This is a genomic window from Paenibacillus terricola (genome assembly GCF_014779765.1).
Taxonomy (GTDB): Bacteria; Bacillota; Bacilli; order Paenibacillales; family Paenibacillaceae; genus Paenibacillus_T; species Paenibacillus_T terricola.
Window position 1 is genome coordinate 123,165 of the sequence record NZ_JACXZA010000009.1, and the last position, 18,570, is coordinate 141,734.

The following is an 18,570-nucleotide window of genomic DNA, read 5'->3' on the forward strand; positions in this document are numbered from 1 at the left end:
CGAAACCTGCCGCTCTGCCTATACAACACTACTTCATACGGCCTCAACAACGTTTCAGTCTAGCTCCCCGTCCAACTACTCTTGGGCAAAAATAAGCAAAAGACCCCGCTATTCTACTAAAGGAGTAGAAATCGCGAGGTTCTTATTTTGCACACTACCGCTTTCTGAATCGGAATATGACAGCTGGCGGAAGCTCGTACCAATCGAATCGTGATGCTCTGTCAGCATCGAGCTCGAAGCTTGGTTCCTCCCACCCGTCCATCACGAACCCTGCACTTAAGAATAGATTCATGTAATACGCCAGCGGCCGATGGAACAGCAGATGCGGGACGGGCTGGTTCCGGATGCCAATCGTTTCGAACGATTCCGGGGTCAAATATTTCGTAACCTGCACGCTGTTGCGCGTTACGATCTGTCCGTTGATTTCTTCTGTTTCATGGATTTTGCGTGCGTTCGGCGATTGGAAGCAAGGATGCGGAATGGAGAACACGAATACGCCATCCCGCTTCAGCAGCCGGCTAAGCGCACTCGTCAGCGGCCTAATGTCCGCAATATCCATAAGCGCCATATTCGCAACCGCTCGATCGAAGCGCTCTGCACCGAAAGCGAGCAGCGCTTCATAGTCCGTGGCATCAGCCACCTGATAATCAATTCGGTCACCATACGATGTGGACCGCTGCTTAGCACGATCGATCATGACCGCACTATAGTCAAGCGCAACAACTTGTGCACCGAAATCCGCCAATCGTCGAGAGAAATTGCCGTTGCCGCAAGCGATATCGAGCACCGTATCGCCTTCCTTCACTTCAAGCAGCCGTTCAGTTGCTGGACGAACGATTTCCCGATGGAACCGATTGCTATGCTCGCCCATGTAATCGTCCCAGAACCCCGCTACCTGGTCCCATCTTGCACGCGATTCATCGGTCAACGCTTTCCATTCGCTCAATGATGTCTCCTCCAAACTTTATACAATATATGTAATAAGCTTAACCGTCCACAACAATGCGGTTGCCTGCGGGATCTTTCATTTGAAAGCTCCTGCCGCATACGCCGCGATCTATCAACTCTGTTACATCTACACCTTGTTGAGCTAAATATGAGCGGTATCGATCAATATTGGAGGATCCAATCATGAGTACAGTGTTGGAGTTGTCGCCGCGCTCGAATTGAATAGGATGGCTTGTACTGCCGATTTCCACTAAAATAAGCTTCAAATAGCCTTCGCGTTCTAACGTAAATACGTCGCCCCGATGTGTAACTTGATAGCCAACGAATTGTTCATACCATGCCGCGGACTCCTCTAGCTGATAAGCCGGAAGATACGCTACAACGACACCTTGTATCTCGTTTAGAATGTCGGGCTGCTCAAGCTCGTGATTCGAACCCGTTGTGATCTCCGCCACGAATACCGCCTCCTTAAGTTGGATGTGCGTCTTATAAAGGTTATATCATAATCCAGTATTTTCCGATATTGAAATGTAGAGGTGATCCCATGCTTCATATAGTGAATGGCGATTCTGTTGGAGATAAGCTGCGCCTGAGCCGGATTGAAGGCGATATTCTCGTCTGGCGTGAGGTATACTCGTTCGGCCCTGTATTTCCGGATATGAATGAAGACGAGCTGCAGTTTCGGGCACAGTATCTTGCGCGGACGTTGGGCATTCCTGCTGCAGAATTCGTGGAAGGCTGCAACTCGCAAGAGGAGCAGCTTAGGGGCATCCATCAGCATGAAGATGTTGTGCTCTGGTTCGAGCATGACTTGTTCGATCAGACGATGCTCGCATATTTGCTGCATCAACTCTTCAAGCAGTCGTTGGGGGATACGCGTGTCCATCTGCTATGTATCGGTGAGTTCCCTGGCATCGAACCGTTCCACGGATTAGGCCAACTAAGCGTGGAACAACTGGAGACGCTGGAAGGCACATGGCGGAAGATAGGGAAGGACGAGTTCGCACTGGGGAGCGCGATTTGGCAAGCGTACGCCTCATCGAAGGTTGAAGACCACTTAGCGGTTGTATGTATGAATACGTCTGCGTTGCCTTATGCCCATACTGCTTTCACCCATCATCTCGCTCGCTTTCCTTTTGCCTTCAACGGACTTGGCATCGTGGAGCAGACCATCTTGGAGCTTGTGAGCGACGGTGTAACTACTCCAGCTGAGCTGTTCCGGCAAACGGGAGATCGACTGCATGTGCTGGGCATGGGAGATGTAGAGTTCGGTCATTGGCTGCGGCGAATGCTCCAACAGCCGCACGCGCTGCTAGAACTTCAAGACACAGGTCAGTTGAATGAAGTTTCATTGGATGCACCACTGCCTCCCCGCAACAGCACCATAATGATCACAGCATTAGGCCGCAGCGTTCTAACCGGAGAGCATGACTGGATAACGATCGCAGGCATCGACCAATGGTACGGCGGCCTGCACCTGCAAGGACCAATCGACTGGCGCTGGGATTCCCGCGAGGGACGGCTGCGAACGCCGCAATAGTGAGCCATACGAGAAAAAGGTTCTTCTCGCCTCAATGGTGAGAAGAACCTTTTTGATTAGAAGCGATATTCCGCTCCTGTGCCGTTAGGCGAATACCGCTCATACGGCTTCCATCTCGACTGAGGGGACACTTCCTCCTGGCTAGGCCAAGGCTGTGCCGTCACCCATTCGTCGGCCGTTCGCAACAGCTCCGACCAGATGATTTGGATCAAACCGTAATTAATTGGCGGGATCTCTTCGTTAGCATACATTCGCTTCATCCGATCAGCTTCGACGCACAGCCGATCCAGACAAGCCTCCATAATTAGCTTGCCGAGTTCCGGCGAGGCTTCGTCTGCATCCAGCCCTAGCGCTAATCTCCCACCTGAATCCGGCTCGTTCTCGTACGATCTTGCACGCATATCCACCAGATCGGGACGAAGGTACATTTGCTGCGACAGCTCGTATTTGCCCGCATGATCGCCTTCATATAATCCTTCCACTAGCTCGGGATCGCTGCGAACCCAGACATGAACCGGAATATGCCGCATGAATAGATCCGCCGCCCGCCGGATATCAACTTGATTGCCACCGCTATGGCCCGAAATGACGATGATCGTACGGAAGCCTGCGTTAACGAACGCACGCAGCTGGTACAAGAACAACTGCAGCATGACCGCCGGCGGAATGCCAGTCATATGCGGATTGTTATCGCCAATTTCCTCCTCCAGCCAACGTGCATGATAGCCTGTTTCATGGATGTGATAGCCCATCGATGGCGCTACGATGCCGCCTACTCGCAGTGCCGCCTGCTCGCACAGCCATTCGGCCTTGATCGTATCGAGGCCGAATGCACTTACCTGTCCATGCGGTTCGCACAGGCCTAGGGGCAAGTAGACGGTCGGATTGTACTTCATCCGGTTGCGGAACTCGTGAGGCAGCAGCTCCGACCATAACACCTTAGACCCAGTACTTGGTCTCATAGAAGTTCCTCACCCACCGATAATGGCGGCGAATTTCTTCGAACACCTCGTCCGGCAATGGTTCCTTGCCAGCCGCCCGAATATTCTCATCCGCATACTGCGTCACATGCATGGAGCTGATCGCCGTCGTTACACCAGGATGATGAAGCACGAATTTAATCGCCAGTTCCGCCAAGCTGTCTGCATATCGGGGAACGAAAGCTTCCTTCAAACGCTGAACGCGCTCGATGTAAATCTCACGAGGCAAATATTCGAAGTACGATTGGCGGAAGTCGCCTTCCGCGAACGTTGTATCTTCCTTCAAGAAGCCGGTTAATCCGCCTTCATCCAGAATGCAGCGCGCGATGATCGCCACATTATTTTCCTGTGCAATCGGAACGAGACAATCCAACGCAAGCGGGTCAAAAATATGAAACACCGTCTGCACCGAGTCAATGCGACCACTCTGCACAAGCGATAGAACAATATCGTGGCGCTGATCCGGTACGGATACGCCGATGCCGCGGATTTTGCCCTCTTGCTTCAACTGCAGCAGTTCGTCCATCCAATAGTCGACACGGTCCCATTGCGGCCAATATTGGTGAAGCTGCATCAGATCGATCGTCTCGACACCAAGAAGACTCAGAGACGTCTCCGTGCTCTCCCGCAGCCAGCCCTTCGGGAATGCGGTCTCGACCGGGATCGGCTGACCCCAGCCGAGGTTGCCTGCACCTTTGGATTGGATTTTGGAAGCGATGAATGGTTTCTCGCCTTTCCACTCCTTCAACGCCAATCCAAGAATGCGCTCCGATTCCCCATAATTGCGCGCCGTATCGATGAAATTAACGCCTTGATCAAGGCTATGAAGAACTGAATAAACGAGCTCCTTGTCCGAATAACTGCCGAACGAGCCGCCAAGGCCCATTGCGCCGAATCCAAGCCGTGATACTTGATTACCGAGCTTGCCGAATGCGTTATACTGCATGATGTAGAATCATCCTCCCCTAATCAAGTTCCCGAAGCAACGCTTTCAGCTTAACCGCTGGGTCAGCCAGAAGTGCTGCATCAATCCGTGCTTGTTTCTCGGCCAGCATTTCGGCCAACCTCATTTCCTTAGAGAATGCGCCAGTTGGTCCCATCCCGCTAACCGACAATAAACGTCCGTCCTCCGCCAGATGGAAGAACAGCTTGCCCGCTTCATCCAAATCCCGTTCAATCGTCGAACTTGCCCCGTCCGCAAGTCCTGCCACCTGCAGCGTCTGATCATATTGATCCGACCAGAACCATGGCAGCGCAGCGTACGGCACAGGCGTGATACCAAGCATATTAATGGCTGCTTGCGTGCCTTGATCCTGCGCATTGCGCCAAGCCTCGAGTCGAATTCGACGATTGCTATACATCGGATTCGGAAACGAGCAGCAATCGCCTGCCGCATATATATCAGGGTCGCTCGTCATTAAATGCGAGTCAACCTGGATGCCATTCTCAATGGCAAGTCCGCTATCCTCCGCAAGCGTCGTCTCCGGCACCGCGCCGATCCCTGCAATAATCAGGTCACATCCGATGACCGAACCATCTACCAGCTTGACTACAAATCCCTCTCCATCACGGTCGATGCGTTCAATCATAACGCCAATGGCGAAGCTGACCCCAGCCTTCCGATGGCTAGCTTCGACCATCTCAGCGATTTGCTGCGGCACGCCTCGCATCAGAATGCGTGGGCCAACCTCGATGAGTGTAACGTCGCAACCGCGCGTTATTGCACTGGCGGCCGTTTCGAGGCCGATGAAGCCGCCGCCGATAACAGCAACTCTAGCGCCCGGCTTCATCTTGTCACGAATGGCAATCGCATCGTCGAACTTACGGAGGTAATGCAGCTCCTCCGATGCATCTCCCTGCACCGTGAGTCGTCTCGGGTTAGCGCCAGTTGCAAGCAGCAGCTTCGAATAGGGCACTTCACGGCCGCTCGCCAATTGAACTATATGTCGGCTGCGATCGATGCGCGAAGCAGCATCGCCAGAGAGAAGCCGAATCCGAAGCGCATCCAGCTTCTCCTGCGCGAGAATGACCGCTGGCGTTGGCGGCTCCGCTTCACACAACTGCTGCTTTGAGAGTGGCGGGCGCTCATACGGGAAGTGCCGCTCGTCGCCGATCAACGTGATCGTTCCGTCATATCCTTGTGCACGCAGTTCAACTGCGGCACGCGCGCCTGCCTCTCCCGCTCCGACGATCACCATTCCGTTGTCTGTCATGCGCATATGCTCCTTCGTCGTAGGATCGTATGATGGCGACTACTTTTTATAAGATCATCGCGAATTAGATTTGAATAAACACCTTGTCGTTCTCGATCTTAACCGGATAAGTCCGAAGGTCTACACATACCGGCGTCCTCTTCGCTGCGCCTGTCTTAATATCGAATCGTCCGTTGTGCTTCGGGCATTCGATGACGCTGCCCATGACGAGACCGTTCGACAGATGGAATTTCTCATGCGTACAGTAGCCGTCCGATGCATAGAACTCGCCTTTATCGGTGCGATAGATCGCGAATGTACGGTCTCCGTGATCGAATCGAATAACGTCCTCTTCTTCTACGTCGTCAACTTCGCAAGCTTCAATCCATTGCGGGTTCGTCATGGTGAACAGCTCCTTTGATTGAAATAATGGTATTGATAAATGAGTGAGATTTCAAAAACGAGATAAACCGACAGATAGCCTAATCGTTAAGCCTGCTTCTGCATCCACTTCTCGAAGTCGAGCTCGTGAGCGATGCCGTCCATATACGGACGAGCGGTAGGCGGCAGCGGCTTAACAACAACGTAAGCCGGGTCATATTTCTGCTGACGCAGCGCATGGAAAACTTCCTTAAGCGCAGCCCATAAGCCAGGTCGTGCAGCCGGGCAATCGTCCTTCATCGCCGCATGAAGCTTCGGCAATGCGTGATATGGCACCATTGGGAACATGTGATGCTCCGTATGATAATTCATGTTCCAGTACAGGAATCGAAGCACGGGGTTCATATAGATCGTACGCGAGTTGAGGCGGTGATCCAGCACATCCTCGTACAGGCCAAGATGTTGAGTAATACCGAATGTAATAACGACGAACGCACCATAGAAAGACGGCAGGAAGATGAACATTGCCGGCAGAATTGTACCTGCCCAGAAGCAAGCGGCGATAACGCCAAGGATAATGAGCATATAAGCGCGAGCTTCCCAGAACACCTTCTTGAACTGCGACTGCGGAATATACTCCTTCTCTTGCGCCTCCATCCTGCCGAACGCATGAAGGATGAACCGTTTGATCTCAATCGGACCGCCGTACAGGTGGAAAATTTGCAGCATCAGAATCTTCCACACCGGTGGACGCTCCGTAATAATCTCAGGGTCACGCCCAACGATAATCGTATCCGTATGATGACGAGCGTGGCTCCAGCGCCATGGCGTTGCGGAACGAAGCACCATGAACGACGCGATCTGGTACATGACTTCGTTCATCCAAGGCGTCTTGAACGCGGTTCCGTGGCCGCATTCGTGCCAGCGGGAGTCGCCAGGCGTTGCATACAGAATGCCATAAGCGAGGAAAGCAGGAATCGCCCACCACGTTCCCCAGGACAAGTAAGCAAAATAGCCAAGCACGATCAATCCACCGAACCAAATGATCGTGTCGCGGATGGCCGGGCCGTTACTGCGCTTCATCAGTTCCTTCATTTCTTTGCGCGGAATCGGGCTGGCGTACCAATCCGCAGATGCGAGCCCCCGATCCTGCGCGCGCTTGCTCTCGGGACCGATAATGCTGTAATCCCGTTTCTTCGGTTGTGCAGCCATTGCTTTAACGCCTCACTTTCTTCATTAGATAATGAACGTTACTCCACCCACATTGCGGTTTGCAGTTCAATCGTTTCGCCCGCTCTGATGCCCCGTATCCCCGTTAGGCCCGGCTCGTACGGCAGATTAAAGGCGTCGGTTACATACGTATACGGTTCAAGCGAATAAGCCTGCGCCCAGTCTGGACGGAACAGCAGCATATAGGGAAATTGCTCGCACAATCGATAGGCAATCGTATAGTTACGCGACTTCATCGAGATTCGGCATACGGAATCTCCTTCAGCAAGCGTCAGCATCGTACAGCCAAGCGGCGGATAATCGGAGATGTTCAGTCCTTCATTGACACGCTCTACCGTATCCGTTGCACTAGGCCGACCCGTAACGAAGGATAGATTCGTAATCGGCCACTCCTCCGTCGCAGGTACGGTCAAGGTAATCTCCTCGCCAGAGCCGAACGGCACTGCAAAATACGGATGAAACCCAAACGCGAACGGCGCCTCGCTCATCCCGGCGTTATGAATGGATGCATTCACATGTACAACACCTTCAAACAAACGGTACTTCATCGTAAATTCCATCTCATGCGGCCAATACTGGAACATATCGGGATGGGCACTGTAACGAAACCGTGTCGATACGAACGCTCCATCCGAGTCTGCCCCGAGCTCCACCACTTCCCAAGGTCGGCTGCACAGCTCGCCATGCAGATGATAAGCGGGCGGCTCGTTAAGCGGCAGCTCATAGTCCTTGCCACCATAAGTGAATCGTCCATCCTTCACGCGGTTAGGCGGGAACAGAATCGGCGTACCATATCGGAAGATCGCGAATTCGCCTGTCTTAAGCGACGTAAGACTATCCGGCGATACGATAACGCGGTGACCTTGGCTGTCGAACCGGAACAGGTTGCAGCCGATGTCCGGCACGAGCTCCGCAATGGAGCCTGTCGCCGCATCGTGAAGCTCAATGACGGTGAAGCCGTCTCTCGTCACACTTCGAGCTGCATATTGGAACATCGTGCGAACACCTCATTTTGTACGTAATAGACGGATCCTTGAACTTCATATTTACAGTTTGTAAAATGCTGCAGCTGTGCCGCCCAGCACCGCAGTTCGCTCCCGTTCCGACAACCCGGCAAGCACTTCATTCACCGCTGCCCATACGCGTTCATATCCGCCAGCCAGATTGGCCACCGGCCAATCGCTTCCATACATCAGCCGCTCTGCGCCGAACGCGCGCATCGCGACCTCAACGCTCGTCTGCCAATCAGCCGAGCTCCAGTTGTTCCAGTCGCAGGCGGTGTTCAGTCCGGACAGCTTCCCGTATACATTCGGATATGCCGCCGCCGCTTCGAGCTGCGCCGCCCATCTCTCCATTCCAACACCCGATGCGATCGGCGGCTTCGCCAAATGATCGAGCACCATCTTAAGCTCTGGCACCTGCTGCGCCACATAAGACACATGCTGTAGATGGTTCGGGAACACGGCGACAACATCAAACGTTTTGCCATATGCGGCCAGCACGCGCAATCCTTCTATGACCGATGGCCGAACAAGCCAATCCGGATCTTCCTCGCAATGGATGAGATGGCGGACGCCTTTGAAATACCGATTGCCCGCATACTTCTCCAGCTGCCTTCTTGCTTCATACGGCTGGTCAAGCGGCAACCAGCCGACGACTCCCACGATTTCCTGATGGGCTTCTGCTTGTTCCAGCAAATAAGCCGTTTCTTCCGCATGGTCAGCCGCCTGTACAAGCACCGCACCTGTAATGCCCGCTCGAACAAGCTGCGGCTTCAATTCAGCTGGCTCGATATTGCGATACAGGTCACCATCTTCTGACGTGGGCCATGCATAGCGGACCCGGTCGATGTTCCATATATGAACGTGCGAATCGATGGCCACTCTTACGCACCTCTTCCTTTTCGTTCGTGTTCTATTAAGCGCCGCAGTCTAACAAAATCTTCATCGCATTGCCGCCGCTCTCCATCTTGCGGAAGCCGTCCTCCACCTGCTCCAGCGGCAGCACGTCGGTAATCAGCTCGCTAAGCGGAAGCGCGTCTTCCGCTGCAAGCTGGATCGCTCGGGTGAAGTCTTCCGTCTCATACACGCGAGCGCCGTACAACTGCAGCTCCCGGAAGAAGAAGCGATGCAGATCGACAGCTGGCGGCTTGTTGAAAATACCGACAACGACGATTCGCCCGCGCGTCTTCGCAGCCTTCGTCATCAGCTCAGCGCCAGCCTGCGATGATGTCACTTCGAATACGACGTCCGCGCCCTTGCCTGCGGTCGTGCCGTTCACGAACTCAACGACATCCGTCTCAATCGGATTCACCGTTTCGAAGCCCAGACGGCTCAGCAGCTCCAGCCGATACGCGTTAATCTCCGACACGAGTACCCGAGCTCCGTTCTCACGCGCAGCCATCGCGATGAGCGCACCGATCGGCCCGCCGCCGATCACGAGGACGAAGTCGCCCTCCTTAACGCTGCCCATCCGAACATCATGACACGCAACCGCAAGCGGCTCTAGCATAGCGGCAAGCTTCAAATCCAGAGACTGAGGAATCTTGTGCACGGTGAAAGCCGGTACGGTCCAGAACGTCTGGAACGCGCCCGGCGTCTCGATGCCTAGAAACTTCAGCTTGTGACAAATGTGGCTGTGTCCCGCTTCGCAAGCCGGACATTGCCCGCAAGGATGCAGCGGCATAACCGTTACCTTATCGCCTTGCTGCAGCCCCTCTACACCATCGCCAACATTCTCGATGACGCCTGACATCTCATGCCCCATCACCTGCGGCATCGTTACTCTCGCATCCATATGACCGTGGTAGATATGAAGATCGGTGCCGCAGATGCCCGCATACGCAACGCGGATGCGAACCTCTCCCGGCCCCGGCAGCACTTCCGCCGCCGGACCGCTGACCAGCTTCTTGCTCCCCTCGTAGTAGATCGCTCTCATCGCCAGACTCTCCTTCTCGTTGTTTATATCTTCGCGTACGCTTTGCGCTCGATCTCTTCCCAATCAAACGAATAACCGATGCCAGGTCCTTGCGGCGCCGTAATGAATCCGTCCGATTCAACCGGATAACCGAAGCCGATCGGTCCGGTTCCCCAGACAAGCACTTCGAAAAATGTATTGTTATTAATGCCGCAAGCCAGCTGCACGTTCGCCTGGTCGCCGCCGTGAATTTCTGCTTTCATCCCGAAGCTGTCCGCCATATGCGCGATGCGGAGCGAGCCGGTAATACCGCCTTTGAGCACCGTTCCCGTACGGATAATGTCGCATGCGCCATGCACGATGAAGTCCGCCGCATTGTAATGGCAGCCGTCGGATGTCTCCGCCGCGAGCACCGGAATCGTCAGCTCGTCGCACAGCTTCTTATAGTTCCAGATGCTGAACTCTCGCATCGGCTCTTCATACCAGTGATAGCCTGCCTGCTCCAGCGCTTTGCCGAGATAGATAGACTCTTGCAAGTTAAAGCCGGCAGAGCCGTCATACATCAGGATGACGTCATCGCCCACATGCTTGCGCAGATCGGCGCACAGCTTCGCGTCCGCCTTCACATCGCCCCATGCATGCAGCTTGATTGCCTTATAGCCCTGCTCCAGGCAGTAGTCTGCCACACGGAAATATTCCTCTGTCGTGTTGTACGTAACAGTAGAGGCGTACGCCTGCACCCGATTACGCGAACCGCCGAGCAGCTGGTAGAGCGGCATGCCTGCCTTCTTCGCCGTGATATCCCACAGCGCCGTATCCGCGAGCCCCATGTAGTAGATTTGAAACTCTTCCGCGCGATCCAGCTCCCAAATCTCGTGCCACAGCTGCTCCTTAAGCAGCGGATCCTTGCCGATCAGCATTTCTTTGAGCCTGCGCTCTGTATAATCAACCGTCATGAGCCCGCGCTGCGCGACGGCTATCCCTTCGATTCCTTCGTCGGTAATGATGCGAAGAATGCCCATCTCGTTCAGATGCGCCCCTTCTGGAAGCCCTTTGCGCCATTTGAACGGAATGTCGACCTTCTGCTTCACTGCATATGCCTTTACGTCTACTATTCTCATAACCTCATCCGCTCCCTGGAGTAAGTTCACAAAGTCCGCTTTTGATCACGAGGCATCACTCTTGAACTCGCACTTACAGTCCAATGTTATAACCGCCATCGATCGGGATGACTGCGCCGTTGATCCAAGACGAACCGCCGCCGCACAGGAAGACAACCGCATCCGCGATCTGCTCGGGCAGACCCATGAACGGCTTCGCCTTCTCCGCATCTGCCAACCGCTGCGCTTCTGCTTTGTCCTCGTACATCTGATGGAACCATTGATCGATGAGCGGCGTTGCGACGCCTCCTGGCATAAGGGTGTTCACCCGAATGCCCCGGTCACGCAGATCAAGCGCGAGACCACGCGTCATATGGTTCAAGCTTGCTTTGATCGAATCATAGATAAAATTGTTCGGCTTGTTGATCGTCCCGTTGATCGAGCCGACATTAACGACTGCACCTCTGTTTGCCTCCAGCCAAGGGAGAGCGGTCTGGACAAGGAAGAACGGCGTCTTCAGATTGACCTGCAGCAGCTGGTCCCAGTCGCTGTGCTCCACTTCCTCGATCGGCTTGTTGCAGACGAGCGCCGCGTTATTAATGATGAAATCGATGCGTCCCCACAGCCGAACCGTCTCGCTTACGAGCTTCGCCGGCGCATCTGGATCAAGCAGATCCGCTTGAATGAACAAGGCCTCGCCGCCCGTCTCACGGATGCTCCTCGCGACACGCTCGCCTGCGTCCTTATTACGTCCATGCACAACAACCCGCACGCCTTGCTCAGCGAGCTTCTCGACGATCGATTGACCGATTCCGCTCGTAGAGCCGGTCACGATCGCCGTCATCCCCTTCATGTCTATCTTCATCCGTCGTCACTCCCCTAGTGCGTCGTTCAAGCTTGCCGTTTTATGTGAATGATCGGCTAAGCGATAAATAGACGGAACCTCCGTCCACCCTTCCGCGAAGCAATCGCCTGTCAGCCTATCCCATTCCCGCTCCGCGTGCTCGCGCACGATTCGGCTGGGTAATATCCGGTCCGAGTCAATCTCCCATGTCATGAACACCGTGAGATCCGATCTGTAAATGCACAAGTTCACAAAGCCTTTATCCTGCAGCTGTGCCGCAATCGCCGCTGGCTGCTCATCATGCAGCCGTTCATATTGCTCCACTTTATCGGGCTTCAATACAGCCATCCATAATGATCGTTCAACCATTCCCGAACCCTCATTTCTTGCCGAATTACCTTTCCAATCCCTGTTTATGGGTATAAGAAAACCGGCAGTGCCGTTATGGCAGCCACACTACCGGTTTCTCCTCCCTACAGCTCATAATGGATTGCGCTTAGCATTCACGCCTTACTGCCAAGCCGAATCCTTCGCAGCCTTCGCCTGCTCCTCGCGGCGTTTATCCATATTTTTGAGAATATCTTTCGGCTCCATCGCGCCGCTGATCATCGCGCTCATGTCTTTGCCGATATCCATCCATTGCGGGTTCACATATTTCGCAGTCATCTGCAAGCCCGAGCCCTGCTTCGCACCGTACGTATCGAAGAACTTCTGCTGCTCCGGCGTGAAGCTGCCGTTGATACCATCGAAGTTAAGTGCAAGGAAGCGTGGTTCATTGTCCAGGAAATATTGCAGATTCTCTTGCTGCGTCAAGAACTGGAAGTACTTCTTCGCCTCCTCGATATGCTTCGAACCGGTGTAGATGAATTTGCTTGGCGCTGCCGGAGCGATGTTCATCAGTTGGTTGTCGACGAGCGGAATCGGGAAGTACCCGAATTGATCCGCCTTCGTCTCTGGGAATGCGGCTTCGATCGTTTGCGGCAAGCCGAGGTTATGCACCGTCATCGCGAATTTGCCGCCGGCCATATTTTTCTCCGTATCCGCAAATGTGTTGGAGAAGTAGCTCTCGCCCATGTAGCCCTTTTTCACGAGTTCATTGAACTGCGTCAGCGCCTGCTCCATAATGGGCACGTCAACGGATTTGATCTCGTTCTTGTTCAGCTTGTCGACGAGTCCCGGATTCGCTTCTTCGAATTTCGGTCCGATCGATGGGAACCAGAGCACATGATGCCAGCCGTCCGACACTGGCTCATAGATCGGCGTAACACCCGATTGCTTGATCGCTTCGCATACGGCGAGGAATTCGCTATAGCTGGTCGGCACGTTTAGTCCGAGTTTCTCGAAAATTTGTTTGTTATACACAACATAGTAGTCGTACGTTGGATCCCAGATCGTCAGCGCATAGACCTTGTCATTCCAAGTCGCTTGCTCAAGGAACAGCTTGTTCTCGCGCTTCGTCCATTCCTCCGCTGTCAGGTCGACTGCATTCTTCTCCACGTCATACAGCGGGCCAAGGTCGAACTTGCCGTCCTGTCCGCCGAAGATGTCCGGCGCTTCCTTCGAATTCAGCTTCACCTTCAGCAAGTTTTGATACTGGTCGGCCGGAACGATCTGATAATCGATATGAATGCCGGTCTGCTCTTCGAATTTCTTCGCGAGCTGCATCTCCGAGTCTTTAATCCAATCTTGGCTGGCCATGTACGTTAGCGTTACTTTCTGTTTAGCAGTATCCGACGTCGGCTTATTATCCGATGTGTTCGTGCTTGTGCCGGATGACGGTTCCTTCGCGGACGATTCGTTCGAGCTGCTTCCGCAGCCTGCTAGCAAACCGAGGGTCAAGCTGACTGCTGCTAAGATGCCAACCGCTTTTCTCATCGAATGATACCCCTTTAGATTCAATTTTGTTTGCGCTTACATTGTATAATTCAGCCGATTGCGCTTGAAATGCACTAATCCGATTTCATGCCTGCACTTTTTTAACCGATTAGCCCTTCACCGAACCTGCTGTCATTCCCGCGATGATGAAGCGCTGGCCCAGCAAATAGACGATAACGACAGGCAAGCTTGTGAGCACAATGTCCGCGCTGACGAGGTTCCACTGCATCTGGAACTGCCCGAAGAAATTATACACCGACAACGTCATCGGCCACTGAGAGGCAGAGTTCAAGAAGTACAGCGGCAGCAGAAACTCGTTCCACGAATTGAGGAAAGCCAAGATGAATACCGTAACGGCAGCCGGCTTGAGCAATGGCAAAATAATTTCGAAGAACAGCCGGATCGGCCCGCAGCCATCGATGATGCCCGCCTCGTCCAGTTCCTTCGGAACACCGCCGACGAAACCATAAAGTATAAAGACGCTGAGCGGAATTTGAACCGCTGCGTATAAGATAATAATGCCGAACTGCGTATTGACGAGATGCAGCAGCTGCATCATTTTCATCAAGGTGAAATAGTTAAGCGGCATCGCGAGCCCAAGCAACATAAACAGATAGCTGAAGCGGTTCAGCCGTGATTTTCTTCTGGCATACACATAGGCAGCCATCGATGCCAGCAGCACGCACAGCAGCGTCGACACGCCGGCGTACAGCACGCTGTTCCAGAGCGAACCAGCCAGTTTGCCCTGCTCGAACACGGTCTTGAAGTTGCTGAAGTGAAGCGAGGTCGGCAGATCCATCCCCATCGAGCTTGCTTGCGCGCTGTCTTTGAGCGAATTGATGACAATAAGGATAAGCGGTGCGATCGTTACGAGACTGATCACCCATACGAGCACATTCTTGCCCCAAGGCATGTACGTGCGAATGAATTTGTTCGTGCTCAATGCGAGTCCTCCTCTCGGCTCATCACTTTCACAACGAAGTAGCCAATGATCGTCATGAAGACGAACAAGACCGTCGATAGCGCGGTGCCAAGCCCATAACGCCCCATCGAGAATTCTTTGAATACGCCCGTGAACAACACTTCAGTAGCATAACCTGGACCACCGTTCGTCAGCACGTACACCGTATCGAATACTTTAAGACCATACAGCATGTTAAGAACGAGCGTAACCGTCAGCGCTGGCATAAGCAGCGGAATCGTAATGTTCCAGATGCGGCGCCAATAGCCGGCGCCATCAATCTCAGCAGCTTCATCGTAATCCTTCGGAATCGATTGCAAGCCTGCAAGCAGAATGACCATGATATAGCCGGCGCCCTTCCAGACGTCGACGCCGATGATCGATTTGAACGCGAAGTCAAGGTCGGTCAGCCAATGCTGAGCGAGAAAGCCGAGACCAATCGTACGCAGAAACTCGTTAAGCAGCCCCGTGTCCGGGTGCAGCACCGATTTGAAAATAAGGCCAACGATCAGCATCGGCACGACGGCTGGCATAAACATAATTGCGCGGTGAAAATTACGGAAGCGCACCCCTTTATTGACGAGCAGTGCGAGGAAGAAACCGATAACCGTCTTAAGCACAATGGTAGCAACGGTAAAAATAAGCGTATTTCGGATAAAAGAAACATACATATTGTCTCCAGAGAACACTTTCCTGAAATTGTCGAGTCCGATCCAATGAACGGCGGAATCGTAGCTGTTCCAGTCGGTGAAAGCGTAAGCGATGCCCGCAACACCAGGAATGACGAGCAGCAGCACATAGAGCAGCATGGCTCCAAGCGAAAAATAATACGGGTACGTCTTGTTGTTCAAGCCCCTATCACTCCAATCGAGCGCTTTGTATACGCTTTCTTTTTGCTATGATTCATTATAGAATTACAACTAACCAATCGGCCATGCAGAAAACAGACTAGTGGGATGCACAAATTTTACCCGCTAAGAAGAATGCTCTGCGCAAGGAGGTGACTGCTGCGATGCTGCGTCAGCGATCGATTCGTTCCGTCCTATTCCTGACTTATTCGGTTATTATCGCGCTTATCTTATTCATATCGCTGCTGCTCTTCTATCTCTGGTCGTCGGACACGCTGCACAAGCGAGCGGCCGATACGATCTCCGGCACCTCGTTGTCCGTCAAGGATAAGCTCGATCTCGAAGTGCAGAAGATGGATACCGTGTCGCAAAATATTTTGTACTCGAATCTGGTCAAAGAACGGTTTCTCTTCTTTACGGGCAAAGCCGAAGATGACTCCGATGTATCCGATGCTGCAGGGCGCATACGCAATGCGAAGGAGTTGGCAGACATCCTTGTCGCCGCCAATGGCCCTGCACTGCCGGTTCAACAGGTGAACCTGTACGACTTCGAAGGCAATCTGTTCGCATCGGGTTTCGATAACCGTCGGATGAAGATGGAGCTCAGCGAGAAGTCGTGGTACAAGGACGTGATGTCAGGGGAATACGGCAAGGTGCTGACGACGCCGGAGATCGATGAGCAATTGCGTTCTGTCGTTACGACTCGGAAGGACGCCTACTCCATCTCCTTGCTGCGTGTTTTCACCGATAAATACAATACGCCTGAAGGCATCGTCGAAGTGAAGAAAACAGCCGATGAGCTGTTCAAATCGGTTGTCTCCTCGCAGGGCGAAGGCATCATCATATACAACGACGAAGGCAAGCTGATCTATCCGACCGGATCCGGTCATGACGCCGAGATGGCCTATGTGGAGCAGTTTCTTCGGCATCCAGGCGAAGGGAAAACGGTCAATTCCGTAACGGGCGATCGTGAGCTGTATGCGATTACCCATTCCGACTATACGGGCTGGAACTCGGCTGTCATTCTATCAGAGAAGTCGCTATTGGCCCCTCTTCGTTCCTTTACGAAGGCATTCACCATACTCGCGGTCGCTGTTCTGCTGCTCGCTGTTGCCTTAACCTATACAGCTGCGCAGCGCATTACGAAGCCGATAGCGCGTATGCATAAGCTGATCAAGTCAACCGATCTTGAGACCATTACGACGATGGGACCGATGGAGCCGACCAGCGGCCTGAATGAGCTGGACCGACTGCAGCTGGCGTTCGGCAAGATGGGCGAACGGCTTAAGTATTCGATGGAAGAGCTCATGACTGCTCAGCATCAAGAGATGCAGGCGAAAATGCTGGCGCTGCAATCACAGATCAACCCGCATTTTCTATACAACACGCTCGCTACGATCAGTGTCATGGCGGAAGAAAACATGAATGACGAGATAGTCGGGATGATCGACAATTTGTCCGACCTGCTGCGCTATATCTCGTCGGACGATGGATCGAATGTCGATATGGAGACCGAGCTTGCGCACACGGAGAAGTTTCTCCGCTGCATCGGCTTCCGGTACGGCAGCCGGCTAACGTATTCGATCGACATCGACCCTGTGCTGCGCAGCGTCCAAGTGCCGAAACTAATTATTCAGCCGCTCGTAGAGAATGCCGTCAAATACGGCACGAAGGTCGCTCCGCCATGGCATATCGCGGTCCGCATCTATTCGGAGGGAGAGTTATGGTTTGCCGAGGTGCAGGATAACGGGCCTGGCTTCAGCGCCGAAGGGCGTGAACGGATTCAGCAAGCGATAGAGGAGATGAATCGGACAGGCCGAGCACCAAGCTTGCGCGTAGACGGCATGGGTCTATTGAACGTATATATCCGGCTGAAGATGCTGTACAACAACCATCGAATGACGTTCCGGATTTCCGACGCGCCTACAGGAGGCGCCGTCGTTACGATTGGCGGCATTCAATCCCGAGCGGAGGAGGCGTAACGAATGACGATTCGCACGATTGTAGCAGAGGACGAAGAGCTTATTTTGCGGAATCTAGTTAAGAAAATCCAAGCGGTCGATCCCATATTTGAAATCATAGATACAGCAACTGACGGTGAAACGGCTCTGCAGTTGCTCGATCGCTCGCCGATTGATCTGCTGATCACCGACATCCATATGCCGGTCATCGACGGGCTGGAGCTCATTCGGCAGACGCACTTGAAGCACCCGAACATTCATAAGGTTATCATAAGCGGCTATAACGACTTTGAGTACGCTCGTCATGCGCTGAAGCACGAGGTTGTCGATTATTTGCTGAAGCCGGTCAAGCCAAGCGAATTGGATCTGGTGCTGGGCAAAATCAAAATCAAGATGAGCCAAGAGCAGGAAGCGCGCGGCGCGGCGAAGGCGGCCAAACTGGATAATCACACCTATACGCCGGAGGAGATTGTTCAGTCCGTCCAGCTGTTCCTGAAGAACAATTATGCGAAGGAGTTGAATCTAGAGGAGATTGCGCGGGAGTACAACTTCAATTCGTCGTATCTGACGAAGATCTTCATCAAGCACGCAGGCGAGCCGCCGTCCAAATATTTGATCCGGCTGCGCATCAGCGAAGCCAAGCGACTGCTTGATCAAGAGAAATCATGGTCCATCAAGGAAGTCGGCGAACGTGTCGGTTATGCGGATCCGTATTACTTCAGCCGCATGTTCAAGCAGGCAACAGGCATGACGCCAAGCGAATATCGGGGGAAGAGCGGATAGCTGCGTCGTTC

At 53.4% G+C, this 18,570-nt stretch carries 19 protein-coding genes; 3 read left to right on the top strand and 16 right to left on the bottom strand.

Going from position 1 to position 18,570, the window contains the following annotated elements:
* Window positions 1-154: 154 nt before the first annotated feature.
* Window positions 155-946, bottom strand: coding sequence for a class I SAM-dependent methyltransferase (locus H8B09_RS27300; RefSeq protein WP_191206770.1), 792 nt, complete (start codon window positions 944-946; stop codon window positions 155-157).
* 40 nt (window positions 947-986) lie between these two features.
* Window positions 987-1,403, bottom strand: coding sequence for a VOC family protein (locus tag H8B09_RS27305; RefSeq protein ID WP_191206771.1), 417 nt, complete (start codon window positions 1,401-1,403; stop codon window positions 987-989).
* Window positions 1,404-1,492: 89 nt separating this feature from the next.
* Here H8B09_RS27305 and H8B09_RS27310 point away from each other — a divergent pair, with 89 nt between their 5' ends.
* The gene (locus H8B09_RS27310; RefSeq protein WP_191206772.1) at window positions 1,493-2,488 is read left to right on the top strand and encodes a DUF1835 domain-containing protein; all 996 of its coding nucleotides are present in this window, start codon (window positions 1,493-1,495) and stop codon (window positions 2,486-2,488) included.
* A gap of 56 nt (window positions 2,489-2,544) precedes the next feature.
* Here the strand turns inward: H8B09_RS27310 and H8B09_RS27315 are convergent, their stop codons facing one another.
* The 14 genes from H8B09_RS27315 to H8B09_RS27380 form a co-directional block, all read right to left on the bottom strand.
* Window positions 2,545-3,450 (bottom strand): creatininase family protein, encoded by a 906-nt coding sequence (locus H8B09_RS27315; protein WP_191206773.1) that lies wholly within the window; start codon window positions 3,448-3,450, stop codon window positions 2,545-2,547.
* Window positions 3,428-4,414 (bottom strand): aldo/keto reductase, encoded by a 987-nt coding sequence (locus H8B09_RS27320; protein WP_191206774.1) that lies wholly within the window; start codon window positions 4,412-4,414, stop codon window positions 3,428-3,430. Before H8B09_RS27320 ends, H8B09_RS27315 begins: the two co-directional genes overlap by 23 nt.
* A gap of 19 nt (window positions 4,415-4,433) precedes the next feature.
* Window positions 4,434-5,681: an NAD(P)/FAD-dependent oxidoreductase gene (locus H8B09_RS27325; RefSeq protein WP_191206775.1), complete on the bottom strand. Its 1,248-nt coding sequence runs from the start codon at window positions 5,679-5,681 to the stop codon at window positions 4,434-4,436.
* 64 nt (window positions 5,682-5,745) lie between these two features.
* Window positions 5,746-6,063, bottom strand: coding sequence for a MocE family 2Fe-2S type ferredoxin (locus H8B09_RS27330; RefSeq protein WP_191206776.1), 318 nt, complete (start codon window positions 6,061-6,063; stop codon window positions 5,746-5,748).
* Between the two features lie 86 nt (window positions 6,064-6,149).
* Window positions 6,150-7,253: a fatty acid desaturase family protein gene (locus H8B09_RS27335; RefSeq protein ID WP_191206777.1), complete on the bottom strand. Its 1,104-nt coding sequence runs from the start codon at window positions 7,251-7,253 to the stop codon at window positions 6,150-6,152.
* A gap of 38 nt (window positions 7,254-7,291) precedes the next feature.
* Complete coding sequence (locus H8B09_RS27340) at window positions 7,292-8,266, bottom strand: aldose 1-epimerase (protein WP_191206778.1); 975 nt, start codon at window positions 8,264-8,266, stop codon at window positions 7,292-7,294.
* Window positions 8,267-8,317: 51 nt separating this feature from the next.
* Window positions 8,318-9,154 carry an amidohydrolase family protein gene (locus H8B09_RS27345; RefSeq protein WP_191206779.1) on the bottom strand — a complete coding sequence of 279 codons (837 nt, stop codon included), beginning with the start codon at window positions 9,152-9,154 and terminating at the stop codon, window positions 8,318-8,320.
* A gap of 34 nt (window positions 9,155-9,188) precedes the next feature.
* Window positions 9,189-10,208, bottom strand: coding sequence for a zinc-dependent alcohol dehydrogenase (locus tag H8B09_RS27350; protein ID WP_191206780.1), 1,020 nt, complete (start codon window positions 10,206-10,208; stop codon window positions 9,189-9,191).
* Window positions 10,209-10,231: 23 nt separating this feature from the next.
* Window positions 10,232-11,308, bottom strand: a complete 1,077-nt coding sequence (locus H8B09_RS27355; protein ID WP_191206781.1) for an enolase C-terminal domain-like protein — start codon at window positions 11,306-11,308, stop codon at window positions 10,232-10,234.
* A gap of 73 nt (window positions 11,309-11,381) precedes the next feature.
* Complete coding sequence (locus H8B09_RS27360) at window positions 11,382-12,152, bottom strand: SDR family NAD(P)-dependent oxidoreductase (RefSeq protein ID WP_191206782.1); 771 nt, start codon at window positions 12,150-12,152, stop codon at window positions 11,382-11,384.
* Between the two features lie 6 nt (window positions 12,153-12,158).
* Window positions 12,159-12,500, bottom strand: a complete 342-nt coding sequence (locus H8B09_RS27365; protein WP_191206783.1) for an L-rhamnose mutarotase — start codon at window positions 12,498-12,500, stop codon at window positions 12,159-12,161.
* A gap of 141 nt (window positions 12,501-12,641) precedes the next feature.
* Window positions 12,642-14,006 (bottom strand): ABC transporter substrate-binding protein, encoded by a 1,365-nt coding sequence (locus H8B09_RS27370; protein WP_191206784.1) that lies wholly within the window; start codon window positions 14,004-14,006, stop codon window positions 12,642-12,644.
* Between the two features lie 109 nt (window positions 14,007-14,115).
* Window positions 14,116-14,949, bottom strand: a complete 834-nt coding sequence (locus H8B09_RS27375; protein ID WP_224754071.1) for a carbohydrate ABC transporter permease — start codon at window positions 14,947-14,949, stop codon at window positions 14,116-14,118.
* Window positions 14,946-15,818: a carbohydrate ABC transporter permease gene (locus H8B09_RS27380; protein ID WP_224754072.1), complete on the bottom strand. Its 873-nt coding sequence runs from the start codon at window positions 15,816-15,818 to the stop codon at window positions 14,946-14,948. Before H8B09_RS27380 ends, H8B09_RS27375 begins: the two co-directional genes overlap by 4 nt.
* Before the next feature lie 161 nt (window positions 15,819-15,979).
* Here H8B09_RS27380 and H8B09_RS27385 point away from each other — a divergent pair, with 161 nt between their 5' ends.
* Window positions 15,980-17,797, top strand: coding sequence for a sensor histidine kinase (locus H8B09_RS27385; protein ID WP_191206785.1), 1,818 nt, complete (start codon window positions 15,980-15,982; stop codon window positions 17,795-17,797).
* 3 nt (window positions 17,798-17,800) lie between these two features.
* On the top strand, window positions 17,801-18,559 hold the full coding sequence (locus tag H8B09_RS27390; RefSeq protein WP_191206786.1) for a response regulator transcription factor: 759 nt from the start codon (window positions 17,801-17,803) through the stop codon (window positions 18,557-18,559).
* Window positions 18,560-18,570 lie beyond the last annotated feature (11 nt).